Below are 25,945 nucleotides of genomic sequence, written 5' to 3'. Positions count from 1 at the left end.
CCGCCCATAACGCGGGCGGAGACTTTGTTTCACATCTTGCCCTGGATCCTCGCGCCGCCTGGCAGGCCGACGAAGGGCAGGGCCGCCGCTCCGTCCTTGCTCACGCCCAGATCGAGCGTGCCGTCTTCGCCCAGCACCGCATCCAGCAGGACCTGCCGCCGCTGCGTGGCGGGGGTCAGCCGAATCGTCGTGCGCGGGCCGATATGCTCGGCCGTCAGCAGGAACGCCGGCACGGCGGTCGCTGCGCCGCCGGCGCTTTTCGGCCGGCATGCGCCCGGATCGGTCGTCACCTTGCCGTCCAGCATCTGCGCGCCGCCGCGCACCGCGATCTTCGCCATCTCGACCTGCATCACGAGCTGGCAGGTGAACGGCAGATCGGGCTGAACCGCCTGCAGCAGGCTGGCGTCTGCCGCCCCGCTGACATGGTCCAGCACCGTGCGTCCCCCGAGATGCACCAGCGCGCGGCCGCCGAGATCGGTGTCCGGCCCGCTCGCCTTCCAGTCCGCGGCGAAACCCAGGCTGGTCAGCGACCGTAGCGGCGCCATCTGCCATTCGAGCTTGCTGCCGCCCGCCACGCCGACTTCGCCGTTCCAGATCGTCCCCGCCACGCCGCTGCGCCACGGCACGTTTCGGACGAGCAGGCTCGCCGGTGCGGTGGCCAGCATGGCAAGCGCATAGGCCCCTATGCCCAGCCCGGCGAAGAGGATAAGACGCCGCCGTGCCTCACTCGCTGAATCCGGAGTTCGCAATGGACCGTCGGTCCCTGCTGCGGCTGTTGCCCTCGGGCCTCGTCCTGTCCGCGGCATCGCTTTCCTCCAATGCATGGGCGGGCGAGAAGAAGGACAAGCGCCCCATCGCCCTGTTGGTCCCGCTCACGGGCGCGCGAGCGGAGTTGGGCCGTAGCATGCGGCAGGCCGCGTTGCTCGCGGAAAACGCCAATTTCGTGCTGGCGTTCGATACCGGCGGGTCGGCGGAGGGCGCTGCCCGCGCCGCTGCCGATGCCCTGCGCCAGCATCCCGCGCTGATCCTGGGGCCGCTTACCGCCGCCGAGATCCCTGCCGTCGGCAGCACGGTGGCGAGCCGGGTGCCGGTGATCGCGTTCAGCAATGATTCGGTGCTGCGCCAGCCCGGCGTGTGGATCTTCGGCATCACCGCCGCGCAGGTGACCAGCGCAATCCTGCGCTATGCGCGCACCCGCGGCGTGCGATCGGTGGTGATGATCGACGACGGCTCGCCCTGGTGCGCTGCGGCCAGCCTTGCTGCCGGCCGCATGGAAAGCGAGATCGGCCTGCAGCTACGCGTGCTGCAGGTGAAGCCGGACCAGCCGCTTCCCCAGGCAGGCGATGCACCCGACGCCGTTTTGTTGCCGGGCAGCGGAGAGGGCGTGCTCGCCGCCGCACGGGCGCTGAAGGGCAGCGGCGTGCAACTGCTTGGCACGCTCCAGGGGCTGGATAACCGTCCCGAATCGCTGGTGGCGCTGGAGGGCGCGTGGCTGGCCTGCCCGGACCCCGGCGCCTTCGCCTCCTTCGCCCAGGCCTTCGCGGCGAAGAATGGCGGCGATCCCGGAACGATCACGGCGCTGGCCTATGATGCCGCCGGCGTTGCCAACAAGCTGCGCGAAGCCAATGCGCTGAATATGGACGGGCTGGTCGATGCGAAGGGCTTCCATGGCGTCACGGGGCCGGTGCGCTTCCGCACCGATGGATCGGTGGCGCGGGACTTCGCGATCGTCGTCGCCTCGCGCGACGGCTATGCGAGCGTGGCGGTGAGTTCCGGGTCGTGAACCACCGCCCCGAAGCCGGCGAGGCCGGCTTCACGCTGATCGAACTGATGATCTCGCTGGGGCTGTTCGCGCTGATCGCGGTGGCGGGGTTGGCGCTGGTGGACGGCATCCTGCGGGTGAACGGCCGCACCGAGGCGCGGCTCGACCGGCTTGCTGCGCTCCAGCGGACGATGTTCGTGCTCACCAGCGATCTGGACCAGGTGGCGAGCGGCGTGATCGCCGGGCGGGGCGATCGGCTGTCGTTTACGCGCAGCGCGCCCGGTACCGGGGGTGTCGCGACGCCCGTACGCTATGCAGTTGCGGGCGGGGTACTGGTGCGCGCCGCACCGGCACCGCAGGTGCTGCTGCCGGGCGTCGTCACCGCGCGGTGGCGCTTCTGGGACGGGGGCTGGATCGATCACTGGCCGGTGAACGACAGTAACGAGGCCAAGGCGCGCTGGCCGCGCGCGATCGCGCTGGACGTCCAGGCGGCCGGCCCCGGCGGCAGCCCGGTGAGCCTGCACCGTGTGGTGACGCTGCCGGCGAAGGCGCAGGAGCCGCCCCCGCAATGAGCAGCTCCTTTGCACCGCGCGACGAGGAGCGCGGCATGATCCTGGTCAACGTGCTGATGTTCGTTGCGATCGCCAGCGGCCTGGTGCTGCTGATGATCGACCGGGAGGAACTGGCGCTCGATCGCGGCCTGCGCATGCGCGAGGCGGCCCGGGCGCAGGCGATTGTGCGCGGCGGCGATCTCTCCGCACTGGTCGCGCTTCGCCGCGACGGCGAGACCGCCGGCGATGTCGATCATGCGCGTGAGGCCTGGGCGAAGATCGCGGTGGACTCCGCGCCGATAGAGGGCGGCACCTTCGATCTTGCGATCGGCGATGCGGAAGGGCGGTTCAACATCAACTCCGTGCGCAGCGGCGAGGCCGGCGCGGTGGTGCTGCTCCAGGAAATCGCCAACCAGATCGAGATGCCCCCGGAGCAGGTGGTGGCGGCAATTCAGTATGTCCGGCTCCAGGGGCCGGTGACCGACCTGCGGCCGCTTCGCCTGGCGGGGCTGGAGCCGAAGGTCGCCGATCGGCTCGAAAAGGTGGTGACGGCGCTGCCCGGCATCACCTCGATCAACCTCAACGCCGCCGAACCCGAGCTGATGGCGATCCTCTTCAAGGATCCGCTTGTCGCCAGCCGGCTCGTGCAGGTTCGCGCGCGGCAGGGCTTTCTGACGCTGAAGGATCTCGACGACCAGCATGTCAGCCTGCCCTGGGGCTGTTCGTTCCGCTCCGGTACCTTCTGGGTCCGCACCCGCGCGCGGATCGGAGGGACAATCCAGCAGGAGGCGACGCTGATCCAGCGCCGTCGGACCAAGGAGGGCCGGCTCGAGACGCTTCCGGTCGAGCGCTGGCGCAACGCGGCGGTGCCGCCCGGCGCGCCGCCCTTCAGCACCCGCTGAGCGGTTGAGCTTCGGCGCAGTTTCTGGTCTGGTCGATCGATGATCGTGGAGCTTTACCCTTGGTCCTGATGCGCCTGTTCGGTCGTGGCGAGATCCGCCGCTGGCGGGACGTCCATGTCGCGATGGCGCGCGCGGTATTGCAGCAGGCTGCCGCCGACCTGGTCGAGAGCTTCGATTCCGATCTGTCGCAGGCCGACTGGCAGGGCGGGCTGATCGAGCAAACCCGCTTCGTCGGCGCCCGCATCGCGCCGGTGGTAAGGCAGGTCGCCGAACCGCTGGCACGCAGGGTGGTCGAGGAGGCAGATCGCGCGCTCCAGCCGATCGCCTTCCACCACCTTCAGTGGCAGCCACTGCCGATCGACACCAACTTGATGCGCGACATGATGGAGGAGCTGGGGGACTGGGCCGCAGCGGGCGGCGCGGCACTTACCGGGTTGGTGCGCGGCGCAGCGAACGGATTGCCGATCACCGGCGGCCTCGGCCGTAGCGCGGCACCCGGCGACTGGATGCGGCTGCGCGCCGAAGCTCGGCTGCGCGCAAAGGTGCATGCCTATGTCTATGCAACCGTGGTGCAGGGCCCCAAGAACCGGCCGTCGCTGCTCGAACATGTGATCGAGCTGTTGCGCGATGCAGCCCGGCACGCACAGCCGCTCTGAGCGGTCAGGCGAGAATATCGGTTATCTTCGCCTGCAGAAGTCGCGCCGCATCTGCCGGTGCCAGCCGCAACTGGAGTCCACGCTGGCCGCCGTTGAGGAATATGAAAGGTTCGGCCATCGCGCGTTCCTCGATCGCCGCCGGCAGTACCCGCATCTGGCCGAAGGGGCTGATGCCGCCGACCTTGTAGCCCGACAATCGTTCTGCGTCGGCCGGCTTCATCATTTCGGCGGACTTGCCGCCGAATGCCGCCGCCAGCTTCTTCATCGCGACCTGGCGATCGGAAGGCAGGATGGCGATGACAGGCTTGCCGTCGATCCTGGCCATCAGGGTCTTCAGAACACGCGCCGGTGGCTCGCCCAGTGCCGCTGCTGCTTGCAGGCCGATCGCGTCGGCATCCGGATCATAGGCATAGCTATGAACGGTGAACACGATCCTGGCGGTTTCGAGCGTCCGCGTTGCGCGGGTCGCCTTGGACATGATGGTTCCCTCCGACTGATAGGCCGTCGTTGGCGAAGGTTCCCGATCCGCACAACCACTGACCGCGCATCAACACCTTGTTAACGCACTTTTCCTAGCATAGCCTTGGACTTATCGGGTGGCGGAGATGGGGCATGCTGCTGGGAATGGCGCTGTTTGCGGCGGTTGCGGCCAGTTCGCCGGCGGCCACCCCGCGGGTTGCGATCATCGACAGCGGGGTGGCGGAAACGCCCGAATTGCGCGGCAAGCTGATCGCCGAATATGACCTCGGCGGCGAGGGGCGAGCAGCCTTCCATCCCCGCTATGACCACGGCACCATGGTCGCGACCATCCTCAGCCGCGCTGCTGCGGGGCGAGTGGCGATCGTCTCGCTGCGGATCGACGATCCTGCCGGCTGCCGCCCCGGCGCCAATCCGCCTTGCCAGCCGCGTGGCGCGCCGATCGTCGCCGCGATCCGCAAGGCCATCGCGCTTCAGGTGGACGCGATCAACATCTCGCTGGCGCTTGCAGACGACCCCGCGATCACCGCAGCGGTGCAGGATGCCGCCCGCGCCGGGATCGTGGTGGTGCTGGCGGCCGGCAACAACGGCCTGTCGCATCCCGGCAACCTTGCAATGGCGCGGCAGGGCTATCCCAATGCGGTCCTGGTGGGGGCGTTGGATGCGGCCGGAAATGTCTGGACCGGCACCAACCGGCCCGACCCCGACGCGCAAGGCTATGTGTATGTCTGGCAACGCGGCGTCGATGTCCCGACGGCCCTTGCCGATGGCCGCGCGGTGACCGGCACCGGGACGTCCTTTGCCGCCCCGATCGAGACGGCGCGACGCATCGCCCACCGTCGCAGAACTGCCTGAAATTTTCGGAAACATACCTGCCATTGCGGAACTTTGAGGTTTCGGTATGGTTCCCGCCCAGGAGAGGCTGGAGCGCAAATATGCGCCATGTCTGTCCTCGTAGTGGTGAATCCGCTGCGGGAACATGAGACAATGGAAAAACAAGTATGTGGATGAGTTTGCTTGTCGCGATGCTGGTATCGGCACCGCAAGGCGGAGAGGGTGTCGAAGGCCGCTGGAAAACGCAGACGCGCAACGCGATCGTCGAGATCCAGCGCTGCGGTCCGTCAATCTGTGGGCGGATTCTGACTTCGGACGCGCTGCGCACCAACCCCGATCTGCGCGATACCAAGAATTCGAATGCGCAATTGCGCAATCGCCCGCTCAAGGGGATGCAGATCCTGGGCGGCTTCTCGGCCGATGGCTCCAACTGGAGCGGCGGCAAGATCTACAACGCCGAGGATGGCAAGACCTATAGCGCGGACATTACCCTGGCCGGCGCCGACCAGCTGAAGCTGCGCGGCTGCGTCTTCAAACCCTTCTGCCGTACCCAGACCTGGACCCGGGTTCGCTGATCGAAGCGCGCATGCGCTTCCCGAACCCCAGTAGCGTGAGAAAACCCATGAAAAAGATGCACTTCCTCCTCGCTGCCGGCACCACGCTGGCGGCCAGTGCCGGCTTTGCGAGCGCGGCACATGCCCAGGCTTTCTATCTTCAGGAGCAGTCCGCGCGTGGCGCAGGCCGCGCCTTTTCGGGCGAAGTCGCCGATACCGGCGCGGCATCGCTGTGGTGGAACCCCGCCGCGATCGCCGATGCGGACCGTATCGAGGCGAACCTGAACGTAGCCGGCATCCTGCCGCGCGGCGAAGTGGTGGATACCGGCACGCTGATCCGGCGCCCGGGCGGCCAGCCCGCCACCGCGATCGGCGGCGAGACGACCAGCCGGAATCCTATCAACAACGGTGCGCTCCCCTCCGGCGCGATCGCCGTGCCGCTGGGGCACCGCGTGGCAATCGGCCTGGCGGTGACCTCGCCGTACAGCTTCACCACCGATTACTCCTCGTCCAGCTGGGCGCGCTACAGCGCCGACAAGACCCGCCTACGGACCATCGACATCCAGCCCTCGATCGCGGTGTCTGTCACGGACTGGTTGCGTATCGGCGCGGCGGCGAACGTCGAATATACCGATGCCAGCCTCAGCAACGCGCTTCCCAACGTGCTCGCCAGCCTGCCCGACGGCCGGCAGGAACTGAAGGGCGATGGCTGGGATGTGGGCTGGAGCGCCGGTTTCCAGATGCACAGCGACCGGGTGACGGCCGGGTTCAGCTACAAGTCGGCGATCCGCCACAAGCTGAAGGGCAATCTGACGGTAAGCGGACTGGTCGGGCCGCTGGCGACGGGCAACATGTCGCTGTCGAACGTCGAGGCGGACTTCTACACGCCCGCGCAGCAGATCGCCGGCATCCGCTGGAAGGCGACCGATCGTCTGACGCTCAACGGGCAGATCGTCCACTACAACTGGGACAAGTTCGATGCGATCCGCCTCGGTGCGCCGCTCAACACCGCGCTGCCCGAAAACTATCGCGAGAGCTGGAGCTATGCCGGCGGCGTAGACTATATGGTCTCGCCCGCGCTGACGCTGCGCGCCGGCGTGCAGCGTGCCACCACGCCGACGCAGAACGGCGAGCGTGACGCCCGCGTGCCGGATTCGAACCGCTGGAACTTCGGTGCCGGCGGGTCCTATGCGGTTACCAAGAACATCGTGCTCGATGCCGCGGCCAATTACGTCGATTTCGCCAATGCGCCGATCGATCGCGCCACGGTTGCCGCCGGCTCGACGATCCTGACCCAGGGCCAGCTTCGTAACGCGCGCGCGTTCGTCTTCTCGCTGGGCGGTCGCGTCCAGTTCTGATCGATCCCTTCGACATGACGCCGCCGTTCCCCTGGAGCGGCGGCGTTCGTGTTTCTGGAGGTTGCGGTCTATTGCGGGCCGCGATGATTGGCCTATCGGGGAGGTTCGATACCAAATCTTAAGGACGACGCGCTTGACCGAGCTGGAGACCCCCGACCGTCTTTCCGAGGCGCGTGCTGCGCTTGCCGAGGCGCTCTCGCTGCATGATCGCGGGGATCTCGAAGCTGCAGAGGCCGCCTACCGGCAGGTACTGGCGCAGAACTATCGGCCTGCCGACGTGCTGCCGCTGCTTGCCGGGCTCCTCGGCCGGTTGTCGCGCCCGGAGGATGCCCTGGTTGCCTGGGATCATCTTCTGGCGATCGAGCCGGATCATCAGGTCGCATTGCATGAAAAGGGCCTGACGCTCCACTGGCTCGGGCGTACCGAAGACGCAATCGTTGCGCTCGAGCGTGTCGTCGCCCTGGAGCCGGACAATGCCACCGCGATCGGCAACCTCGCCGTGGTGCTTGCCGATGCAAAGCGCAATCTGGAGGCGCTGCGCCTGTTTCGCCGCGCGCTGGCGCTGCAGCCTGACAATCTGCATCTTCGCCATCAGGTCCGTCGTCTGGGGGCGGGGGCCGTGCCTTTCTGGCATATCCCGATGATGAACGACGTGCCGCGCAACGATGCGTTCGAGGCCGCGATCAGGGCTGCGATCGGCCAGCGGGGGGGCGAGGCGCGGGTGCTCGACATCGGCGCGGGGAGTGGCCTGCTGTCGCTGATGGCGGCGCGGGGAGGGGCGCGCAGGGTCGTTGCCTGCGAGATGGAACCGATGATCGCCGAAATGGCCCAGCATATTGTCGCCGCCAATGGCTATGCGGATCGGGTGACGGTGCACGCCAAACCTTCCACCGAGCTGACGGTAGGTGCCGAGCTGGAGGGCCCGGCGGACATTCTGGTCTCCGAAATTCTGTCGAGCGATCTGTTGACGGAAAAGGTGCTCGATACCTTCGAGGACGCGCATCGCCGTCTGCTGTCGCCTGATGCGATCGTGATCCCGCGCGTAGCCAGCGCGATGGGCTGTCTGGTCGCGAGCGAGAATCTCGCCGACTATGCCTTTGTCGGCGACGTCTCCGGCTTCGATCTGTCGGCCTTTGGAGCTTTCGCGCCGCAGCGCCTGCCGATCCACGGTACCATGACCGGGTGGCAGCGCCTGTCGGACGATCTGGAACTGGTGCGGCTGGACCTGCGCCAGAAGAAGCATGACGCGACGCTTGCACGGCTGCGCATCCCGGTCACCGCGGCGGGGCGTGCGATCGGCATCGTCCAGTGGATGCATATCGATCTGTGGGACGGCGTAACGTTCGACAATCACCCGAACGGCTATCATGACGGCGGATGGCTGCAGGTGCTGCACAGCTTCCCCGAAGCGATCGACGTGACCGCAGGCGAGACGCTGGACATTGCTGTCGGGCATGACCGGATCACGCTGATCCTCTGGCCGCTTCCGCCCGAACCCGCCTGACTGGTGCGGCGCCAGCGAACATTGGTGTAGATCGGAAGAAGAGGGGAGGCTGGCGACCAGGGTCGCCAGCCATTTCCCAATTGCAAGTAGTGGTCGGGGAGAGAGGATTCGAACCTCCGGCCCCTGCCTCCCGAAGACAGTGCTCTACCAGGCTGAGCTACTCCCCGACGGAGTCCGGTCTACAATGCTTTCGGGAGCAGACCGGCTTGAGCTTGGAGGCGCGCCTATAAGGGTGGGTTGGCCGGGCCGTCAAGCGCTTCGTTGCAGCAAAAAGACGATAGCGCGCTTTTTTTCTGCGCGCCCCCCGCCGCCCGCTCTCGACCCTCGCCGGCGCGCTCGATAGAGCCGCATCTCGTGTCGCCGATTGAAGCCGTCGCAACCCTGCTGGGTCTCGCCAATGTTGCGCTCGTCGTGCGCCGCAGCCTGTGGAACTATCCGTTCGCGATGGCGATGGTCACGCTATATACGTGGATCTTCCTGCAGACGCGGCTGTACAGCGATGCCCTGCTCCAGGGCTTCTATCTGGCGGTCAATGGCTATGGATGGTGGAATTGGCGACGCGCGCGCGATGTCGACGGCGGCGTTCCCGTGGTGTTGCTCGCGCCTCGCGCGCGGATGCTCTGGGCGATCGGCGCAGCCGCGGCAGCGCTTGGCTGGGGCGCGCTGATGCACCGCGCGACGGATGCAGCTTATCCCTGGTGGGATGGTACGATCGCGGTGCTGAGCATCGTCGCGCAGACTCTGCAATCGCGGCGTGCGTGGGACTGCTGGCCCGTCTGGATCGTGGTCGACCTGCTCGCCATTCCCCTGTTCCTGATCAAGGGACTTTGGCTCACCGCCGGTCTATATTGCATTTTCCTCGCGCTTTCGGTGTGGGGTGCGATCGACTGGAACAAGGCACGCGCATGATTCCCCGCACCATCTGCCTGCACGGCCCCGAAAGCACGGGCAAGACGACTGTCGCGCCGCGGCTGGCGGCGGCGCTGGGCGGGACGGTGCTTGACGAATATGGTCGCGAATATGCCGAAGCGCGGGGCACCGAGTTTACCATGCGCGATCTGGTGGAGATCGCCAGGACGCACGATGCCGGCACGCGGATGATGGCTGCCACCACGCCGCCGCCGCTGATCCTCGATACCGACCCGCTGATGACGGCGGTATGGGCGGACATGCTGTTCGGCACGCGCGATCCCTGGTTCGAAGCGTGGGACAACACCGCGGATTTGTATCTGCTGTTCGATATCGATCTGCCCTGGGTGGCCGACGGCACCCGCCTGTTCGGCACGGCGGAAGCGAGGCGCAAGTTCTTCGATCTTTCCCGCGCCGAGCTGGAACGCCGCGGCGTGCGCTGGGCCTGGGTACGCGGGGAAGGGGAAGCGCGCTGCGCGGCCGCCTTGTCGGCGATTGCGGCATTTGGTGCCGAGGCCTGATCGCACGCCGGTGCGGTGACGTGCCGGTACTTCGTCACAGGAAGTTCACAATCCCGGCCTAGCGCCGCGTCGACGGCATCCGGGGGATCACCAGCCACGTCGCTGCGCAGCGGGACCTTGGTCGCGCTGCTTCGTCGCGTGCCGTCGATACAAAAAATGATCAGAACTTCATTCGGGGAAACCACCATGCTGAACCTCATGCGCGACAAGCGCAGCCTGATGATCGGCGCCGCCATGGGCGCGCTGTTCGCCTGCCCGTCGGCCTTTGCGCAGGACGGCGCTGCCGCTGCCGACAAGGAAGGCCTTGCCGAGATCGTCGTCACGGCCGAGCGCCGTCCGGAAAACCAGCAGGACGTGCCGCTGTCTGTGGCGGTGCTGCCGGCCGCGCAGGCGCGCGACTATACCGCCAGCGGCGATGACACGCTGCTCGCCCTTTCGGGCAAGGTGCCAGGCCTGTATGTCGAATCCTCGACCGGCCGCATCTTCCCGCGCTTCTACATTCGCGGCCTCGGCAACGTCGATTTCTACCTCGGTGCGTCGCAGCCGGTCTCGATCATCCAGGACGACATCGTCCTCGAGCATGTCGTGATGAAGTCGAATCCCGTGTTCGACGTCAGCCAGATCGAAGTGCTGCGTGGTCCGCAGGGTTCGCTGTTCGGCCGCAACACCACCGCGGGCATCATCAAGTTCGATTCGATCCGCCCCAGCCAGCAGTTCGAGGGTCGCGGCACCGTCAGCTATGGCAGCTATAACAGCGTGAACGTGGATGCCGGCGTCGGCGGTCCGCTCATCCAGGACAAGCTCTCCTTCCGCATCTCGGGCCTCTATCAGCACCGCGACGACTATATCGACAACACCTATAACGGCGCGACGGCCGACGGCACCCGCGTTGGTCGCAAGGATGCGACGGGCGGCTTCAACGAGCGCGACGTGCGCCTGCAACTGCTCGCCACGCCGAGCGAGAACCTGTCGATCCTCGCCTCGGGCCACGCCCGCTGGTATGACGGCACCGCCACCGTGTTCCGCCGCGGTGCGCTGAACCTCGGCTCGAACACGATCAACAACGTGCAGTTCACCAGCGCGCGCTGGGACGAAGGCGCCGACAATCCGCAGAAGTACAATACCGCGGGCGGTTCGCTCCACCTTAACTGGACGCTGGGCGGGGTCACGCTCACCTCGATCACCGGGTACGAGACGCTGTCGGGCCGCAGCCGCGGCGATACCGATGGCGGCGCGGCGGCCGATTTCGGCAATGCCGGGTTCGGTGAGTCGATGGGGCGGGTAAAGGGCCTCGATCAGTGGACGCAGGAAGTCCGCCTCGCCAGCAACGGCGCGGGGCCGCTCAAGTGGCAGTTCGGCGGGCTCTACTTCGATGCGCGCGACATCACCGAATTCTACCAGCGCGCCTATTTCCTGACGCCGCCGGCCAACAACCCGAATAACTGGGTGCGGCTGCACAACATGAACACCAGCTGGGCGGTGTTCGGCCAGGCGAGCTACGAGATCGCGCCGAAGCTGACCCTCACCGCCGGTGCGCGTGTGACGCAGGACACCAAGACGACCGACCTGCTGAAGACCGCCGACACCGTGGCTGGCGTCGTCACCTATACCGGACGTCGTCACGTTCGCCTGTCCGACACCCAGCCCAGCTGGGACGTGAGCGCGCGCTACGAATTCAACCCGGACGTCAGTGTCTACGCCCGTGTCGCCAAGGGCTTCCGTGGCCCGACCATCCAGGGCCGATCGGCGGTGTTCAACTCGGACTTCACCACCGCGAATTCCGAAAAGATCCTGTCGTGGGAAGCGGGCATCAAGACCCAGCTGGATCGCACCGTGCGCTTCAACCTGTCGGGCTTCTACTACACGCTCGACGACATTCAGCTGAACGGCAACGACGCCAATGGCAACGGCGTGTTGCTCAACGCAAAGAAGGCCAAGGCCTATGGCGCCGAGGCCGAGCTGGACTGGCGCCCGTCGCGCAACTTCTCGATGCAGATGGGCCTGAGCCTGCTGCACAGCGAGATCAAGGACAGCAACGTCGAGGCGCAGGTCTGCGCCTTCGCCGGCGCGGTGACCTGCACCGTGCTCGATCCGCTGCGCAAGCAGGGCTCGGTGTTCCTTGCCAAGATCGACGGCAATCCGCTGCCGAACGCGCCGGAATATAACTTCAACGTCAATGCGCGCTACGATATCCCGTTCTCGAACGACGGGCGGGTGTTCATCTCGACTGACTGGAACGTGCAGGGCTACACCAACTTCGTGCTCTACGAGACGAAGGAGTTCGCTTCGAACGGCAACTTCGAAGGTGGCCTGAAGATCGGCTACACCGCGCCGGACAATGCGTGGGAGATCGCCGGCTTCGTGCGCAACATCACAGGCGAGAAGAACCTGAAGGGCGTGATCGAGAACTACCGCGCCGCCGTGCTCAACGAGCCGCGGGTGTTTGGCGTCTCGCTGAGCGGCAAGTTCAAGTAAGATCGAGCGATCGCACCTTCCCACCGGGGAGGTGCGACTGCCGAAAAGAAAAGGGCCGCCGCGGTTCGTCCCCGCGGCGGCCCTTTCTCGTTCAACACGCTTTGTCAGTTGGACGGCGCGAGCTTGGTGTTCAGCACCCAGCCGACATTGTCGTTCTCGTCGGCGACTTCCCACCACAGGCCGTTCTTGTTGCCGGTAGGATAGACGATTGCGCCCACGGGGAGCGTGCGGATCACCTTGCCGGCCGCGGCGGGCGTCGTGCGCATCGCCACAGGCGCCTGCGCGGTGAAGGTCTTGGTCGGTGCGGCCTGCGCTGTGCCTTCATCGCCGGGGCGGACGAGGCCCAGTTCGGTCACCATCTTCGAATAGGCGTCGACAAAGGCGAGCGTCACGACTCGACCGATATCGGTATTGTCATAGCCGCCGCCGACTGCACCTACCGCGCCACCGAGGAAGCCGACGCCGCCGCCCGCGCCCCAGGAGACGCTGTTCTTGGAGGCATAGCCGTCCTGCGTCGCGATCGTCTCGGTGGTGCGGACGTTGGTGAGCGAGAGGACGGTGTTCGCCTCCATCTTGCGCGACTTGATGCCGCCGATCAGGCCGCCGATCGGCCCGCCGATGATGCCTCCGGCTGCACCCGCCACGCCGCTGCCGCTGGCATTGCGATTGGACGCTTGGACCTCGGCGACCAAGACATAGTCCGCCGCCTTGATCTGGCCCTGGCCGACGTTCGAGCCCCGCTGCAGCCCGAGATTGCCGCCAATATTGCGTTCGCGCTCGGCGGCCTGCAGGCCGGAGCCGCGGTCAACCAGGTTGAAGCAGCCCGAACGCTGCACCAGCACCTTCAGCAGCTTCTGTGGCGGCGCCAGCGAATATTGCGTCCAGCCGCGGGGATCGTCGCCGTCGACGATCGAGAGGGTTCCGAGCTTGCGCGCGCAATGCGGCACGTCCTGCACCGCCTGTTCCTGGGTGCGCTGCGTCTTGGTCGGCTTGCTCTGGGCAAGCGCGGGGGCTGCGCCCACGCACAGCGCCATCGCTCCGGCGGCGCCGAGCAACTGCTTGATCATCGTACTGAAACCTCCCTGTACAAATCGCGGCCCCGTAGCGAAATGGGGCCGCACCCCGGCCGCGTGCGTACCAGAAGGAGGCGCCGCGGCCTAGCGACCTTGCAGCAGCGTACAATCGGGTACTTTGGCTTTTGCGCGCCACCTGCTAACGCGCGCGGAATCATGGCCACCGAACTCAACAAGATCCGCAATTTCTCGATCATCGCGCACATCGATCACGGCAAGTCGACGCTTGCCGACCGGTTGATCCAGCGCACCGGCGGTCTCGCCGATCGCGAGATGTCCGAGCAAGTCCTTGATAATATGGACATCGAGAAGGAGCGCGGGATCACTATCAAGGCGCAGACCGTGCGTCTGGAATGGAAGGGCCATGTCCTCAACCTGATGGACACGCCCGGCCACGTCGACTTCGCCTATGAGGTGAGCCGCAGCCTCGCCGCCTGCGAGGGCGCGCTCCTCGTCGTTGACGCGGCGCAAGGCGTGGAAGCGCAGACGCTCGCCAACGTCTATCAGTCGATCGAGCACGACCACGAGATCATTCCCGTGATCAACAAGATCGACCTGCCCTCGGCCGAGCCCGAAAAGGTCCGCGCCGAAATCGAGGACGTGATCGGCCTCGACGCCTCCAATGCCGTGCTCGCCAGCGCGAAGAGCGGCATCGGCATCGACGAGATCCTCGACGCGATCGTCGAACGCATCCCGTCCCCCAAGGGCGACCCCGCCGCGCCGCTCAAGGCGATGCTGGTCGACAGCTGGTACGATCCCTATCTCGGCGTCGTCATCCTCGTCCGCGTGATCGACGGCTCGATTCGCAAGGGCCAGCAGGTCAAGTTCATGCAGACCGGCACGACCCATCTGGTCGACCGCGTCGGCGCCTTCCGCCCCAAGATCGAGCAGCTGCCCGATCTCGGCCCCGGCGAGATCGGCTTCATCACCGCGCAGATCAAGGAAGTCGCGCAGGCCCGCGTCGGCGACACGCTGACCGACGCCAAGAAGCCCGCCGCCGAGGCACTGCCGGGCTTCAAGGAAGTCCAGCCGGTCGTCTTCTGCGGCCTGTTCCCGGTCGACGCGGCGGACTTCGAGAAGCTGCGCGAGAGCATCTCCAAGCTGCGCCTCAACGACGCGTCGTTCAGCTTCGAGATGGAAACCTCGGCCGCGCTCGGCTTCGGCTTCCGCTGCGGCTTCCTGGGGCTGCTCCACCTGGAGATCATCCAGGAGCGGCTGATGCGCGAGTATGACCTCGACCTCATCACCACCGCGCCGAGCGTGGTCTACAAGATGCAGCTCACCAAGTCCGCCGGCGAGGCCGAGGGCAAGGAGATCGAGCTCCACAACCCCGCCGACATGCCCGATCCCAACCGGATCGAGGAGATCCAGGAGCCGTGGATCCAGGCGGTGATCTACATGCCCGACGAATATCTGGGCCCGATCCTCAAGCTCTGCCAGGACCGCCGCGGCATCCAGAAGAACCTCACCTATGTCGGCGGCCGCGCCCAGCTGACCTACGAGCTGCCGCTCAACGAAGTGGTGTTCGACTTCTACGATCGCCTCAAGTCGATCAGCCGCGGCTATGCCAGCTTCGACTATGAGCAGATCGGCTACCGCGCCGGCGACCTCGTCAAGATGGGCATCCTGGTCAACAACGAGCCGGTCGACGCGCTGAGCATGATTGTCCACCGCTCGACGGCCGAGAGCCGCGGCCGCGGCATGTGCGAGCGCCTCAAGGACCTGATCCCGCGCCACCTGTTCAAGATCCCGATCCAGGCGGCGATCGGCGGCAAGGTGATCGCGCGCGAGACGATCGCCGCGATGCGCAAGGACGTGACCGCGAAATGCTATGGCGGCGACGCCAGCCGCAAGCGCAAGCTGCTGGACAAGCAGAAGGAAGGCAAGAAGCGGATGCGCGAGTACGGCAGCGTGCAGATCCCGCAGGAAGCCTTCATCGCCGCGCTCCGGATGGGCGAGGAATAAGCGAGACCCGAGGCCTCCCCGTGCCGGGGAGGATTTGGGTTCGCCGCATCACCGCGCCTGCGCCGCCTTCCACTCCGCCCAGCTGTCCGGTCGCGCCGCGGCTTCCCATTCGGCCTGTGCCGCGGCCATGCGGCGTTCGGCGTCGCGGCGGGCGGCATCGCGTTCGTCGCGGTCGGCGCCGCTGACCAGTGCGGTGCCGGGCGCGCGGGCAGGGAAGGGCAGCGGCGGCCGCGCCGGCTCGCCGCTTTCGGCCCAGGCCTGGCGGCGCAGCGCATCGAGCTTGGCGCTCATCGGATGCGCGAATTCATCGTATTTTCCCTGGTCGTCCTGCGCCCGGGTGAGCAGGTCGAGCAGCGCGTCCGACATGCCGGCATTGGCGAGGACCAGCTCGATATGGGTGAGCTGGCGCAGCGTGAAGTCCGCCGCGACGATCCGCCCGTCCAGCCGCAGCTGACGCTCGCTGCGCACCTTGGCGACATAGCGGGTGAACAGCGTGTCGAGTAGCGCGCGCATCTCCGCCGGCATCGGCGCATCGGGATCGTTCAGCGCGGCATATTCGGCCCGCCGCGCGGCGCAGACCGGGCAGGCGGTGGCTGCGTCCGCGCGCGCGACCGTGTCGGGGTGGCGGGTGCCGGTCGGCAGCGGCGCGAGCCCGCCATATTTCTCCGGCGCGCGGTGGCGCAGGATGAACATCAGCAGGCGATCATTGTACCAGCGTTTCTCGCCGCATTGCTCGCCCTTGTAGAAGACCGGCACCGGCACCCCGTCGATCGCGCGTTCGAACGCGATGTCGCGCAGCCGATCGAGCCCGATCGTGAGCGCCGCCTCCCAGGCGGCACGAAAGCCGGCGCCTTGCGGGTGGAGGCGCAGCAGATAGGCGCCCTCCTTGGCCATGTTGATCGCCTTTGCCGCGGCGGTGACCGAGCCGGTGGCGGCAAGCGCGGCGATGAACGCCCGCTGCCGCTCGGGCGTCCAGCCGTCGACGCGATGTTTGCGGGGTACCGGCGTGAAGTCCGGCACGACGAAGTCGGGGTTCGGGCGGTTCTTCATGCCCGCGCATATAACCAAATGGGTTTGTGTAGGACAGCGCCTTATCGTCGTGTGTCGCGGGCTGCCAGGATGATGACCGCCGATCCCAACAGGGCGCCCCCGACAATGGTCGCCACGGCGAGCAGGCCCGGGGTCGTTATCGTGGCTTCCAGCACCACGGAATCGCCGACGCGGATGGTGGCATGTGCGCCGGCGGACGCCGGGCGTGTATGGGGCGGGGCCGCGGGACTTATCATCTGCCCGCTTTACGACGTGCGCGCCGTGACTGCCACAAAAGGCTGATTGCCCACCGCCTCGAACAGCAGGTGCGGCGCGGCGACGACCGACAGCAGCTGGAAGGCGAGTCCCGGGTCGATCCCGCGCGCCAGATCGACGAAGCCGGGGCTGAGCGCAGCCCAGCCGATACAGGCGAGGCCGGCAAGCAGTGCAGCGAGCAGGGCGGGCCTGCCGTGCCCGATGGCGTCTGCGCCAAACTCGTCTAGGATCGCGACGATGTGGCGGCGGGAGTGGAGCAGCGCGAAATAGAGCGGGAAGGCGATCGTCGGCGGCGCTGCGGCGAGCAATGCCAGCGCGGTCGCCTGCGCGGCGGCCCAGCGACGCGAGCCGCCCTGCCAAGCGATGGCGATCGCCACCGATGCCACCAGTAGCGCGACGGGTGCGACCAGGGTCACCAGCGCGAGCGCTACTCGGGCGGTTGCCGGATCGGTCATCGCGGCGAACAGGGTGGACGCCGCGTGCGGCTGGCCGAGCACCGCCGCGGCGATCGGGGCGAAGCCTGCGGCGCTGCGCAGCAGCCGATCGCGCGGCGCGTCCCAGTCTTCGGAAAAATGCCAGGCGGCGAGGCCGAGAAAGGCGAGCAGCGCCACCAGGGGAGCGACCCACCAGGCCAGTGCCATCGCGGCGGCGACGGCGATGTAGAAGGCGACGAACAGCGCCAGGGCATTGCCCTGCATCCGCCAGCGTTTCCGTGCGACGAGCAGGTCATGGCCGCCATGCGGCAGGCCACCGGCGAGCATCAGCGTCATGCCCGCCTGCGTGGCCAGCGCCGCGCTCAAATCGAGCCGCGCTGTCACCGCGGTTCCGAGTAGCAGCGCGGCAAGCCAGAACAGGCGGGGCACCGCCCGGTCCTGCGCGAGCGCGCGGGTCCGAACGGTGCCGTGGATGGCCGGGGCCAGGGCAGGGGTGCCGGCGGACATCAGGGATCAGGCCGTATGCGGCGTGCCGTGCCCTTCGACTTCGGACTTGCGCTGGGCGATTGCGAAGATCAGCAGGCCCACGCCTGCCTTGGCGACGAGATCGGCGATGGTGTAGCCGATCTGGATCACGGTCTGCGCATCCGGCCCGGTGATCTGCGCATACGGCGCCATGTAGACGATCGGGTAGAAGCCCCACGAGGCGAAGGTCAGCAGGCGCGCCTGCTTCACCAGGCCGCGCACCGCTTCTGGCTGGCGGTCGATCGACTTGCCCAGGCCGCTGAACAGTTCCCAGACGATATAGACGAACGGAATGGCCGAAAGCGTGCCCCACAAAGCGCGGGTGGGAATATCGGCAGCGATCTCGCCCGGATAGCCCAGAATGATCATCAGTGCTGCGGCGAGACCGAGGCGCCAGCCCTTGGACACCGTCTCTTCGCGCGACAGGCGCATCACCAGAACCAGCTCGATCAGCAGCAGCGGCACGGTGAGCAACCAGTCGACATAGCGATAGGCATCGTTGAAGGCGATGCCGGTGACCGTGACGGTGCCATTCACATAGTGATAGGCGGATTCCCAGCTCTCGAAGATACGGAAATAATGATAGGCCGCGATCGCTGTGACCAGGCCGGAGATCGTCACCGCATTCTTATACGCCGAGGAAACCTGGGATCTACCAAACCAAAGATATATGGTGGCGGCTGCCATGGTGGCGAAGGTGAAAGAGAATGCGTTGTAGATCAACGAATACTGAAATGGTGAAACGATCGCGTTTTCCATCGGTGACTCTCCATCGTATTGCCTGAGCGCCATTGGTGCGACGCCCGAATATACGGGGTCGTAATGGCGAAGGGCTAGTTATTAGCGCGGATAAGGCGCGAGAAGCACAAGTCCGTGGTCGACGTTTTGAGGGCGCCGTGTAGAACGTACTATACGATAACTGGGCACGTTTTCCAAAACTACCTCTACGTCACTACAGTGTTTTAGAATGCGATCGATATGTCCATTGGGGCGGTCAACGATGCGACTTTGGTAGACCGTAGCGCGCTCGCTTCGTGTACTCGGCCAGCGTCTTGCGCATCGTTGGGGGAGTGCCGCAGCGGCGGCTCGTGAACCATTCCGGCAGCCGAACGTTATCGGGCCGTTATCTACAATGGTCGCGAGCGTGCAGAGATCAGCCTTGCCTTTCCTGTCAGCCGCGCCGGCGCGCTTCCGCTGCCGCAGCGTGGCGAGTGCCGCGGCGGCGCTGCTGGTCGCCGCGCCGGCCTTGGCGCAGGACTATCCGGCCCGCCAGCTCGGCGACTGGACGGTCGCGCCGAGCAAGGACGGGTCGGGCTGCTTCATCAGCCGCGACTATGATCGCCCGGGGCATACCAGCGTGCTGCTCGGGGTGAGCCGGGACGGCAGCAACCATCTCTCGGTGCTCAACGAGAACTGGTCGATCCGCCCGCAGGACCGGCTGAAGCTCACCTACAAGCTGAGCCAGGGCGGCTACCCCGATCATGCCGCCGTCGGGATCGTCGCGGACGGCAAGCAGGGCTTCGTCGCGGCGTTCGATGCCGATTTCCCCGCCGCCTTTGCCGGATCGAAGGCACTCTATATCGACCGCGGCGAGACGCCGGTCGCGCGTCTGCCGCTCGACGGCAGCGGCGCGGCGGTGGCGGAGCTGCAGCGCTGCGTCGCGGCGCAGCACGGGCCGGCCAAGGTCGAGGCAAGCGACGACGGGATCCCCCGCGATCCCTTCGCGCCGATCGGCAAACGGAAGGGAAAGCGGCGATGACCGGCCGTTTCGGCTCCGTCCACCGGACAAGACGCACGGCCGGACAGAATCGGGATTGTTGCGGTCCTGTTGCTCGGCTTGGTGACCAGGCCTTTGTTTTCGTTAACCAGTGAAAGGTGTGTACATGCGTAACGGTATGAAGTTTGCCCCCCTCGCCATGCTCATGATCGGTGCCGTCGGCCTCAGCGGCTGCGCCACCAAGAGCTTCGTGCGCGAACAGATCGCGCCGGTGAGCCAGCGCGTCGACGCGCTCGAGACGCGGCTCCAGGAAACCGACGGCACCGCCAAGCAGGCGCTGTCGCAGGCGCAGGCCGCTTCGGGTCAGGCGCAGCAGAACGGCCAGCGACTCGACCAGCTGAACGGCCGCGTCGACACGCTCGACCAGCAGCAGCAGGCGCTGTCGCAGAAGGTCGAGCAGCAGAACGCCAAGCCGCGCAAGCGTCCGCGCAACTAAGCCCAGGCCTTCGCGCCGGCCGTCCGGCCGGCCCTGTCGGGTGGTCGCGCGATTGCGCGGCCACCCCCTTTCCCATGAGCAACCGAACCGATGATCCAGGGCTTTCTCGCGCTTGCCGCACTGGCGCTGCTCGCGCCGCCGACCGTCACTGCCGCGCAGGACGCCAGGCCGGCCGCCGTCAAAACCAAGGCGAAGGCGGCCAAGGCCAAGCCCCGGAAGGCGAAACCCGCAGCGGCGTTGGCGGCGGCGCCCGACCTGCTTCCCTCCGCCGATACGCTGCGCGTGCACGACTGGGTGTCCAGCGCGGGCGACAATCACGGCCTGCCCTATCTCATCGTCGACAAGCCGCACGCGGCGCTGTTCCTGTTCGATCCCGCCGGCAAGCGGCTGGCCGCGGTGCCGGTGCTGATCGGGATCGCGCCGGGCGACGAGGCGAGCCCGGGCATCGGTGCCAAGGAACTCTCCGAGATCGGCCCCGCCGAGAAGACCACGCCCGCCGGCCGCTACCTCGCCAGGTTCGGCCTCGCGGTCGGCAAGGAGCGGGTGCTGTGGGTGGATTACTACACCTCGGTCGCGCTCCATCCGGTGCCGACCGGTGCGGCGGCGCGCAAGGAGAAGCGGCGCGAGCGACTCGCCTCGCCGACGCCGGACGACAATCGCATCACCTTCGGCTGCATCAACGTGCCGAGCACCTTCTACACCAGGCTGCTCAGCCCGCTGTACCGGGGCAAGGGCGGCTATGTGTATGTTCTGCCGGACAGCAAGCCGATCGAGGAGGTCTTCCCCGCGTTGCACGCCCAGTCCGTCGCCGCGCGCTGAGACGCGCCTGGTGGTTACAGGTGTGACATTTTACGCACGGAAAACATTCATTTCATTTTTGCTCGTTACAGTCCTTGACGTCGTTCGGTAACAAATTGTTAACTTTGCCCCAGGCGCGAGGGAACGCGCCGCTCATGGGGGAAACCAATGCAGATCCGAAAGAACGTTAAGACGTGGGTTGCCTGCGGGGTTGCGGCAATTGGTCTGATGGGCGTGGCCGCGCCGGCCCAGGCGCAGCTGAAGATCAACCTGGTCGATAACGGCGGGGTCACGGGAAGCGCGGCCGAACTCGGCTTCAAGATCGCCGCCGGCTATTGGGAAAGCGTGATCAGCACCAACGTCACGATCAATCTTGGCGTCGGCTACAGCGCGCTGGGCACCGGCATCATCGGCTCCACGGGCAGCGCGCGGTACAGCGTGGCGACCGAAGACGTGATCGACGCGCTCAAGGCGGTCGGCAACTCCGCGCTCGATGCCTCGGCAGTGCTCCCGACGCTGTCGACGACGACGTTCAACGATCCGACGTTCGGCGCCGTGCACGGCATCAGCATGGTGCGCAACGCGGCGCGCACGGGCAATCTCGGGATCAACGTCAACGCGTCGCAATACGACACGTCGATCACCACCAACAATGTCCGCCTGACGGTGACCGAGGCGAACCTGAAGGCGCTCGGCTATACCGGGTTCGCTGCGGGGAACGACGCCAACGTCACCTTCAGCTCGGCCTTCAGCTTCGATTTCGATCCCACCAACGGCATCACGGCAGGCCAGATGGACTTCATCGGGGTTGCCATCCACGAAATCGGGCACGCGCTGGGCTTCACCAGCGGCGTCGATCTGTACGACCAGTATTCGGGAGTCGGCCCGAACGCATCCATCGGCAACGGCGTGAACTGGAACAACCAGTCGGCCGGTTCGGTGCTGGACCTGTTCCGCTACAGCAGCGATCCGCGCAACGTGGCGCCGGGCACTACCCCGGTACTCGACTGGTCGGTGGGTACCGCCTCCTATTTCTCGCTGGACGGCGGCAATACCCAGTTCGACGACGGCTCGCTGATGTCGACCGGTGCCTATAATGGCGACGGCCGCCAGGCGTCGCACTTCAAGGATACCGCCAGCTCGGCCGGTGGCTGCAACGGCTATAACCAAATCGGCGTGATGGACCCGACCTTCTGCTACGGCGAAATGGGCGTGATCACCGCAACCGATCTCGCCGCGTTCGATGCCATCGGCTGGAACATCAACTTGGACGTGCTCGCCAACAAGGGCTACACGATCAACACCGCGCAGATCTACACCGCGCTGACCGCGGTGCCGGAGCCGCTCAGCTGGGCGACGATGCTGTTCGGCTTTGCCCTTGCCGGTGGTGCGATGCGCCGCCGCCGCGCCGAGGCCGGGGTGGCGATCGCCGCCTGATCCGCACATTATCGGATAGAATGCGGGGCCGGACCGGGCGACCGGGCCGGCCCTTCGCACATTTTACGTTTTTCTAAGCCGTGTCTGCCATGGTCCCCGCTCTTCCGCCCTTCCTTGCGGAGGGCATCTGGGGAGATGAGCATGCAGCGGCTGCCGCTGATCGCACCGCGACCGCCGCGGCTGAGTGCCATGATCGACGAACTGCGCGCGATCGAGGCGCGCGGCGTCTATTCGAACGGCGGCCCGGTGGTGCGCGCGTTCGAGGCCGCCGCCCGGGATCGGCTGTTCGGCGGGCAGGGCGCCTGCCTTGCGGTGAACAATGCGACGATCGGCCTGATGCTCGCGATCCGCCATGCCGCAGGTCCCCGCGCGGGTAGCGGCGCATTGGCGCTGGTCCCCGCCTTCACCTTTGCCGCCACGGCGCAGGCGGTGCAATGGGCGGGCCTCACGCCCGTGCTGTGCGACAGCGATCCCGGCGACTGGGCAATGGCAGCAGCCGCGGAGGCGGCGGCGTTCGACCGCTATGGCGATCGCATCGCCGCGGTGGTGCCCTATGCCACCTTCGGGGCGGGCATCGATCTGGCGCGATACCGGGACTATCATGCCCGCGGCATCGGCGTGGTGCTGGATGCCGCCGCGTCGCTTGGCACGCTCGATGCGGAAGGGCGCAGCTTCGGCGCGGGACTGCCGTTCCCGGTCGTCTATTCGATGCACGCGACCAAGGTGTTCGCCACCGCCGAGGGCGGGCTGATCCACTGTGGTGACGCCGAGTTGATCGAGACGCTGCGCAGCCTTGCCAATTTCGGCTTTGTCGGCGGGCGATCGGCCGAAGGGCCAGGGCTCAACGCGAAGCTCCCCGAAGTGCTCGGCGCACTGGCCATGGCCAAGCTGGCCGAGCTGGAGGAGGTCGCCGCGCATCGCGCGGGGCTCGACCAGATCTACCGTGCGCTGCTCGGCGGCTTCGCGGACGCGCATGGCTTCGAATTCCAGGCGCTGAACGGCTCGCGGCCCGCGCTGCAGTTCCAGTCGCTGCTGCTGCCGCGTGCTTTTGCCGGGCACCGCGCGGCCATCATCGCGCGGCTGGCCGAGCAGGGGATCGGGGCAGGGCAGTATTTCAGCCCGCACCTCGGCGAGCAGCCCTGGTTCCGCGCCAGCTGCGTGATCGACGGGGCATTGCCGGTGGCGTACGATATTGCCGGCCGCATCCTGTCGCTGCCGGTCACCGACGGCATGACCGCCGACGATGTCGACACGATATGCACCGCGCTGATCGACGCCTGCCGGTCGGTGGGCCTGGACGGGCTGCGCGTCGAACGGCGCGGGCGCGCGGTGCATTCGGCGCTGATCGTGGGCGGCGGACCGGCGGGCACGGCGCTGCTGACCGCTTCGACCAAGGGGGACCAGCTGATCGGCCTCGCGCGCAGCGGGCTCGCCATCGTCGAGCGCGATGCCGTGCTGGGGCGCGGCGAGCTCGGCAGCTATGCGATCACCTCGGACAGCACCGCCGAGACGTTCCTCACCGCGGTGAAGGACAATGTGCACGACGACATCGCCGCGCTGACCGATCATCCCGCGGGACGCGAGGTGGCGCTGCATGCCGGCCGTCTCGGCGTGCCGCTGGCGCGGACGACGCCCTTCCTGGAAGCGACCGGCGCCCGTCTCGGCACGATCGTCGCCCAGCATGGCGGCGTGGTCGCCACGCGGTCCGAAGTGATCGAGGCGCGGCGCACCCGGCAGGGCGAATGGGCGGCAACGGTGCGCAACCTGCTGACCGGGGAGGAGCGGGTGATGCGGGCGGCCAATCTGGTGATCGCCACCGGCGGCCATCAGGATCCCGCGCATGTCGCGGCCGAGCCGGTCGCCGGAATGCCGATCGGCGCGCTCGCGGGCGACCGGCTGGTGCTGGGCGATGCGTTCCTGCGGCTGGGCGGGCTCGACCGGCTGCGCACGCGGCTGGCGGGCACGCGTGCGCCGCGTATCGCCATCGTCGGCGGATCGACCAGCGCGATGGCGGCCGCCGTGTTGCTGCTCAAGGCGAGCCCGGCCTTGCCGCTGGGGCCGGGGGCGCTGCGGCTCTATCACCGCCGGCCGCTGCGGCCCTTCTATCGCTCGGCGGAGGAGGCGCGGGCCGACGGCTTCACCGATTTCGGGCCGGACGACATCTGCCCGCTGAGCGGGTTCGTCTATCGCCTCGCCGGGTTTCGGCTGGAGGCGCGCGAGCTGGTGCTGCGCATGCTGGGCGTCGGCGGTCGCGCGCCGGATCCGCGCATGGCGCTGTGCCGCCTGACCGGGGACAATGACGCGGCGATGCAGGCGGAGCTGCGGCAGGCCGATGTGGTTATCGGCGCGCTCGGCTATCGTCCGCGCGCGCTGCCGCTCTTCGATGCGGACGGGCGGCGCATCGCGCTGATGGCGGATCATCCCGGTCGCCCGCGGCTGGTCGACCAGCAGTGCCGGGTGCTGGACGCGGAGGGGCGCCCGCTGCCCGGTGTCTACGGGCTGGGGCTGGCCTCCGGCCATGTGCCGGATGGCCCGCTGGGCGGCGAGGCGAGCTTCAGCGGCAAGGCCAACGGGCTGTGGCTCTGGCAGAACGACATCGGCCGGATGATCGTCGACCAGATCCTTGCCGATCGGGCGCGCGTGGCGGCATGAGCGCGGTGCCCACCGTCTCGGTGGTGATGGCGACCTATAACGGCGCCGCGCTGCTGCCCGAGACGCTGGCGAGCCTGCAGGCGCAGCGCTTCGCCGACTGGGAGCTGGTCGCGGTCGACGACGGCTCGCAGGATGGCACCGTGGCGGTGCTGCGCGGCCTGCGGGATCCGCGCATCCGCGTGCTCGAGAGCGCGGTGAACGGCGGGCCGGTGGTCGCGCGCAACCGTGCCTTTGCCGAGGCGCGCGGGCGCTATATCGCCGGGCTGGACCAGGACGATATCAGCCTGCCCGATCGCTTTGCCCGGCAGGTGGCGTGGCTGGAGGCGAACCCCGCTACCGTGCTGGTGAGCACCGCGACCGACTGCCTGACGGGCGAGCGGGTGCGCCCCGGCCAGTGGCCGCGCCCGCTCACCCCCGGGCTGATCGACTGGCTGATGCTCGTGCAGAATCCGCTGGTCTGGTCGTCGGTGCTGTTCCGCGCCGACGCCGCGCGCCGGCTGGTGCCGTTCGAGCGGCCCGAATGCCGCTATGTCGAGGATTTCGACCTGTATCACCGCCTGCGCGCGTTCGGCCGGATCGACCAGATCGATGCGGTGCTGACGCATTACCGCGTGCATGCCGGTGGCGCGTCGCAGGTGTTCAACGGTACGATGACCGCGCATGCCGAGACGCTGCTGCGCGACCGGCATGCCGCGCTTCTGGGCAGCGCAGCCCCCGATATCGCCCCGCTGCTCGTCCGCTACGTCATGGCCAAGGCACCGATCGGAAACCGGGCGCTGCTGCGCCGGCTGTTCGACGGGATCGGGGTGCTGCGCGACCATTTCGCGCGCCAGGGGCAGGATGCGGAGACGCTGGCGCTGGTCGATCGCGAGATCTCGCGGCTGTGGTGGCGGCTATGCCGGGCGGGGGTGCGCTCCGGGCGGCTGCCGCTGCGGCATGCCTTGCGGGCTCGGCCGGCCGAAGCCGCACTGGCCGATGCGTCGACGGCCGATCTCGTCACCAGCAGCGTCATCGGTGCGATGCGCGCGCTGCGCCGCTGA

The 25,945-nt window shown here is 67.3% G+C and carries 25 protein-coding genes and 1 tRNA gene; 18 read left to right on the top strand and 8 right to left on the bottom strand.

The window, feature by feature from the left end:
• Positions 1 to 29: 29 nt before the first annotated feature.
• Positions 30 to 665 carry a hypothetical protein gene (locus OIM94_RS07235; RefSeq protein ID WP_264609396.1) on the bottom strand — a complete coding sequence of 212 codons (636 nt, stop codon included), beginning with the start codon at positions 663 to 665 and terminating at the stop codon, positions 30 to 32.
• Between the two features lie 83 nt (positions 666 to 748).
• Here OIM94_RS07235 and OIM94_RS07230 point away from each other — a divergent pair, with 83 nt between their 5' ends.
• The 4 genes from OIM94_RS07230 (at position 749) to OIM94_RS07215 (ending at position 3,871) form a co-directional block, all read left to right on the top strand.
• Positions 749 to 1,783 (top strand): ABC transporter substrate-binding protein, encoded by a 1,035-nt coding sequence (locus OIM94_RS07230; protein ID WP_264609395.1) that lies wholly within the window; start codon positions 749 to 751, stop codon positions 1,781 to 1,783.
• On the top strand, positions 1,780 to 2,334 hold the full coding sequence (locus tag OIM94_RS07225; protein ID WP_264609394.1) for a type II secretion system protein GspJ: 555 nt from the start codon (positions 1,780 to 1,782) through the stop codon (positions 2,332 to 2,334). The genes OIM94_RS07230 and OIM94_RS07225 overlap by 4 nt, the downstream gene beginning before the upstream one ends.
• Positions 2,331 to 3,215: a general secretion pathway protein GspK gene (locus OIM94_RS07220; protein WP_264609393.1), complete on the top strand. Its 885-nt coding sequence runs from the start codon at positions 2,331 to 2,333 to the stop codon at positions 3,213 to 3,215. The genes OIM94_RS07225 and OIM94_RS07220 overlap by 4 nt, the downstream gene beginning before the upstream one ends.
• 68 nt (positions 3,216 to 3,283) lie before the next feature.
• On the top strand, positions 3,284 to 3,871 hold the full coding sequence (locus tag OIM94_RS07215; protein ID WP_264609856.1) for a hypothetical protein: 588 nt from the start codon (positions 3,284 to 3,286) through the stop codon (positions 3,869 to 3,871).
• Between the two features lie 4 nt (positions 3,872 to 3,875).
• On the opposite strand, the gene ybaK is transcribed toward OIM94_RS07215, so the two are convergent.
• Positions 3,876 to 4,349, bottom strand: coding sequence for a Cys-tRNA(Pro) deacylase (gene ybaK, locus OIM94_RS07210; RefSeq protein WP_264609392.1), 474 nt, complete (start codon positions 4,347 to 4,349; stop codon positions 3,876 to 3,878).
• A 134-nt stretch (positions 4,350 to 4,483) separates the two neighbouring features.
• Here ybaK and OIM94_RS07205 point away from each other — a divergent pair, with 134 nt between their 5' ends.
• The 4 genes from OIM94_RS07205 (at position 4,484) to OIM94_RS07190 (ending at position 8,598) form a co-directional block, all read left to right on the top strand.
• On the top strand, positions 4,484 to 5,203 hold the full coding sequence (locus tag OIM94_RS07205) for a S8 family peptidase (RefSeq protein ID WP_264609391.1): 720 nt from the start codon (positions 4,484 to 4,486) through the stop codon (positions 5,201 to 5,203).
• Positions 5,204 to 5,349: 146 nt separating this feature from the next.
• Positions 5,350 to 5,757, top strand: a complete 408-nt coding sequence (locus OIM94_RS07200) for a DUF2147 domain-containing protein (protein WP_413716385.1) — start codon at positions 5,350 to 5,352, stop codon at positions 5,755 to 5,757.
• Positions 5,758 to 5,813: 56 nt separating this feature from the next.
• Positions 5,814 to 7,094, top strand: coding sequence for an OmpP1/FadL family transporter (locus OIM94_RS07195; RefSeq protein ID WP_264609855.1), 1,281 nt, complete (start codon positions 5,814 to 5,816; stop codon positions 7,092 to 7,094).
• A gap of 133 nt (positions 7,095 to 7,227) precedes the next feature.
• Positions 7,228 to 8,598, top strand: a complete 1,371-nt coding sequence (locus OIM94_RS07190; RefSeq protein ID WP_264609389.1) for a 50S ribosomal protein L11 methyltransferase — start codon at positions 7,228 to 7,230, stop codon at positions 8,596 to 8,598.
• A 90-nt stretch (positions 8,599 to 8,688) separates the two neighbouring features.
• Here OIM94_RS07190 and OIM94_RS07185 read toward each other — a convergent pair.
• Positions 8,689 to 8,765, bottom strand: a tRNA-Pro gene (locus OIM94_RS07185).
• 187 nt (positions 8,766 to 8,952) lie between these two features.
• Here OIM94_RS07185 and pnuC point away from each other — a divergent pair.
• The 3 genes from pnuC to OIM94_RS07170 all read left to right on the top strand — a co-directional run bounded on the left by pnuC (position 8,953) and on the right by OIM94_RS07170 (position 12,503).
• On the top strand, positions 8,953 to 9,507 hold the full coding sequence (pnuC, locus tag OIM94_RS07180) for a nicotinamide riboside transporter PnuC (RefSeq protein WP_264609388.1): 555 nt from the start codon (positions 8,953 to 8,955) through the stop codon (positions 9,505 to 9,507).
• Entirely contained in the window at positions 9,504 to 10,028 is a 525-nt protein-coding gene (locus OIM94_RS07175; RefSeq protein WP_264609387.1) for an ATP-binding protein, read from the top strand. Before pnuC ends, OIM94_RS07175 begins: the two co-directional genes overlap by 4 nt.
• Positions 10,029 to 10,214: 186 nt before the next feature.
• On the top strand, positions 10,215 to 12,503 hold the full coding sequence (locus tag OIM94_RS07170; protein ID WP_264609386.1) for a TonB-dependent receptor: 2,289 nt from the start codon (positions 10,215 to 10,217) through the stop codon (positions 12,501 to 12,503).
• A gap of 104 nt (positions 12,504 to 12,607) precedes the next feature.
• On the opposite strand, the gene OIM94_RS07165 is transcribed toward OIM94_RS07170, so the two are convergent.
• The gene (locus OIM94_RS07165) at positions 12,608 to 13,570 is read right to left on the bottom strand and encodes a CsgG/HfaB family protein (protein WP_264609385.1); all 963 of its coding nucleotides are present in this window, start codon (positions 13,568 to 13,570) and stop codon (positions 12,608 to 12,610) included.
• A gap of 162 nt (positions 13,571 to 13,732) precedes the next feature.
• On the opposite strand from OIM94_RS07165, the gene lepA reads away from it, so the two are divergent.
• The gene (gene lepA / locus OIM94_RS07160) at positions 13,733 to 15,541 is read left to right on the top strand and encodes a translation elongation factor 4 (RefSeq protein ID WP_264609384.1); all 1,809 of its coding nucleotides are present in this window, start codon (positions 13,733 to 13,735) and stop codon (positions 15,539 to 15,541) included.
• 48 nt (positions 15,542 to 15,589) lie between these two features.
• Here lepA and OIM94_RS07155 read toward each other — a convergent pair whose 3' ends face one another.
• From OIM94_RS07155 to OIM94_RS07140, 4 genes are read right to left on the bottom strand one after another with little or no spacing between them, the layout of a single operon-like run.
• On the bottom strand, positions 15,590 to 16,591 hold the full coding sequence (locus OIM94_RS07155; protein WP_264609383.1) for a GxxExxY protein: 1,002 nt from the start codon (positions 16,589 to 16,591) through the stop codon (positions 15,590 to 15,592).
• A gap of 41 nt (positions 16,592 to 16,632) precedes the next feature.
• Positions 16,633 to 16,827: a hypothetical protein gene (locus OIM94_RS07150; RefSeq protein ID WP_264609382.1), complete on the bottom strand. Its 195-nt coding sequence runs from the start codon at positions 16,825 to 16,827 to the stop codon at positions 16,633 to 16,635.
• Positions 16,828 to 16,836: 9 nt separating this feature from the next.
• On the bottom strand, positions 16,837 to 17,787 hold the full coding sequence (locus OIM94_RS07145; protein ID WP_264609381.1) for a beta-carotene 15,15'-dioxygenase, Brp/Blh family: 951 nt from the start codon (positions 17,785 to 17,787) through the stop codon (positions 16,837 to 16,839).
• Positions 17,788 to 17,793: 6 nt separating this feature from the next.
• A complete protein-coding gene (locus tag OIM94_RS07140) occupies positions 17,794 to 18,564 on the bottom strand; it encodes a bacteriorhodopsin-like (protein ID WP_264609380.1) in 771 nt (256 codons plus the stop codon).
• Positions 18,565 to 18,964: 400 nt separating this feature from the next.
• On the opposite strand from OIM94_RS07140, the gene OIM94_RS07135 reads away from it, so the two are divergent.
• The 6 genes from OIM94_RS07135 (at position 18,965) to OIM94_RS07110 (ending at position 25,945) form a co-directional block, all read left to right on the top strand.
• Entirely contained in the window at positions 18,965 to 19,564 is a 600-nt protein-coding gene (locus OIM94_RS07135; RefSeq protein WP_264609379.1) for a hypothetical protein, read from the top strand.
• Between the two features lie 124 nt (positions 19,565 to 19,688).
• Positions 19,689 to 20,018: a hypothetical protein gene (locus tag OIM94_RS07130; RefSeq protein WP_264609378.1), complete on the top strand. Its 330-nt coding sequence runs from the start codon at positions 19,689 to 19,691 to the stop codon at positions 20,016 to 20,018.
• Positions 20,019 to 20,108: 90 nt separating this feature from the next.
• On the top strand, positions 20,109 to 20,837 hold the full coding sequence (locus OIM94_RS07125; RefSeq protein ID WP_264609377.1) for a hypothetical protein: 729 nt from the start codon (positions 20,109 to 20,111) through the stop codon (positions 20,835 to 20,837).
• 147 nt (positions 20,838 to 20,984) lie between these two features.
• Positions 20,985 to 22,253, top strand: coding sequence for an NF038122 family metalloprotease (locus OIM94_RS07120; protein ID WP_264609376.1), 1,269 nt, complete (start codon positions 20,985 to 20,987; stop codon positions 22,251 to 22,253).
• A gap of 141 nt (positions 22,254 to 22,394) precedes the next feature.
• Positions 22,395 to 24,905, top strand: coding sequence for a DegT/DnrJ/EryC1/StrS family aminotransferase (locus tag OIM94_RS07115; protein ID WP_264609375.1), 2,511 nt, complete (start codon positions 22,395 to 22,397; stop codon positions 24,903 to 24,905).
• A complete protein-coding gene (locus OIM94_RS07110) occupies positions 24,902 to 25,945 on the top strand; it encodes a glycosyltransferase family 2 protein (protein ID WP_264609374.1) in 1,044 nt (347 codons plus the stop codon). Before OIM94_RS07115 ends, OIM94_RS07110 begins: the two co-directional genes overlap by 4 nt.

The organism is Sphingomonas sp. R1 (assembly GCF_025960285.1).
Taxonomy (GTDB): domain Bacteria; phylum Pseudomonadota; class Alphaproteobacteria; order Sphingomonadales; family Sphingomonadaceae; genus Sphingomonas.
Note: the sequence above shows the minus strand (reverse complement) of the source record. Positions and strands in the feature narration are given on the sequence as shown.

Coding starts and splice junctions, on each gene's coding strand:
- OIM94_RS07235 (WP_264609396.1), bottom strand. CDS start 665: ATGCTGGCCACCGCACCGGCGAGCCTGCTCGTCCGAAACGTGCCGTGG.
- OIM94_RS07230 (WP_264609395.1), top strand. CDS start 749: ATGGACCGTCGGTCCCTGCTGCGGCTGTTGCCCTCGGGCCTCGTCCTG.
- OIM94_RS07220 (WP_264609393.1), top strand. CDS start 2,331: ATGAGCAGCTCCTTTGCACCGCGCGACGAGGAGCGCGGCATGATCCTG.
- OIM94_RS07215 (WP_264609856.1), top strand. CDS start 3,284: ATGCGCCTGTTCGGTCGTGGCGAGATCCGCCGCTGGCGGGACGTCCAT.
- ybaK (WP_264609392.1), bottom strand. CDS start 4,349: ATGTCCAAGGCGACCCGCGCAACGCGGACGCTCGAAACCGCCAGGATC.
- OIM94_RS07205 (WP_264609391.1), top strand. CDS start 4,484: ATGCTGCTGGGAATGGCGCTGTTTGCGGCGGTTGCGGCCAGTTCGCCG.
- OIM94_RS07200 (WP_413716385.1), top strand. CDS start 5,350: ATGTGGATGAGTTTGCTTGTCGCGATGCTGGTATCGGCACCGCAAGGC.
- OIM94_RS07195 (WP_264609855.1), top strand. CDS start 5,814: ATGCACTTCCTCCTCGCTGCCGGCACCACGCTGGCGGCCAGTGCCGGC.
- OIM94_RS07175 (WP_264609387.1), top strand. CDS start 9,504: ATGATTCCCCGCACCATCTGCCTGCACGGCCCCGAAAGCACGGGCAAG.
- OIM94_RS07170 (WP_264609386.1), top strand. CDS start 10,215: ATGCTGAACCTCATGCGCGACAAGCGCAGCCTGATGATCGGCGCCGCC.
- OIM94_RS07165 (WP_264609385.1), bottom strand. CDS start 13,570: ATGATCAAGCAGTTGCTCGGCGCCGCCGGAGCGATGGCGCTGTGCGTG.
- lepA (WP_264609384.1), top strand. CDS start 13,733: ATGGCCACCGAACTCAACAAGATCCGCAATTTCTCGATCATCGCGCAC.
- OIM94_RS07155 (WP_264609383.1), bottom strand. CDS start 16,591: ATGAAGAACCGCCCGAACCCCGACTTCGTCGTGCCGGACTTCACGCCG.
- OIM94_RS07150 (WP_264609382.1), bottom strand. CDS start 16,827: ATGATAAGTCCCGCGGCCCCGCCCCATACACGCCCGGCGTCCGCCGGC.
- OIM94_RS07145 (WP_264609381.1), bottom strand. CDS start 17,787: ATGTCCGCCGGCACCCCTGCCCTGGCCCCGGCCATCCACGGCACCGTT.
- OIM94_RS07140 (WP_264609380.1), bottom strand. CDS start 18,564: ATGGAAAACGCGATCGTTTCACCATTTCAGTATTCGTTGATCTACAAC.
- OIM94_RS07130 (WP_264609378.1), top strand. CDS start 19,689: ATGCGTAACGGTATGAAGTTTGCCCCCCTCGCCATGCTCATGATCGGT.
- OIM94_RS07125 (WP_264609377.1), top strand. CDS start 20,109: ATGATCCAGGGCTTTCTCGCGCTTGCCGCACTGGCGCTGCTCGCGCCG.
- OIM94_RS07120 (WP_264609376.1), top strand. CDS start 20,985: ATGCAGATCCGAAAGAACGTTAAGACGTGGGTTGCCTGCGGGGTTGCG.
- OIM94_RS07115 (WP_264609375.1), top strand. CDS start 22,395: ATGCAGCGGCTGCCGCTGATCGCACCGCGACCGCCGCGGCTGAGTGCC.
- OIM94_RS07110 (WP_264609374.1), top strand. CDS start 24,902: ATGAGCGCGGTGCCCACCGTCTCGGTGGTGATGGCGACCTATAACGGC.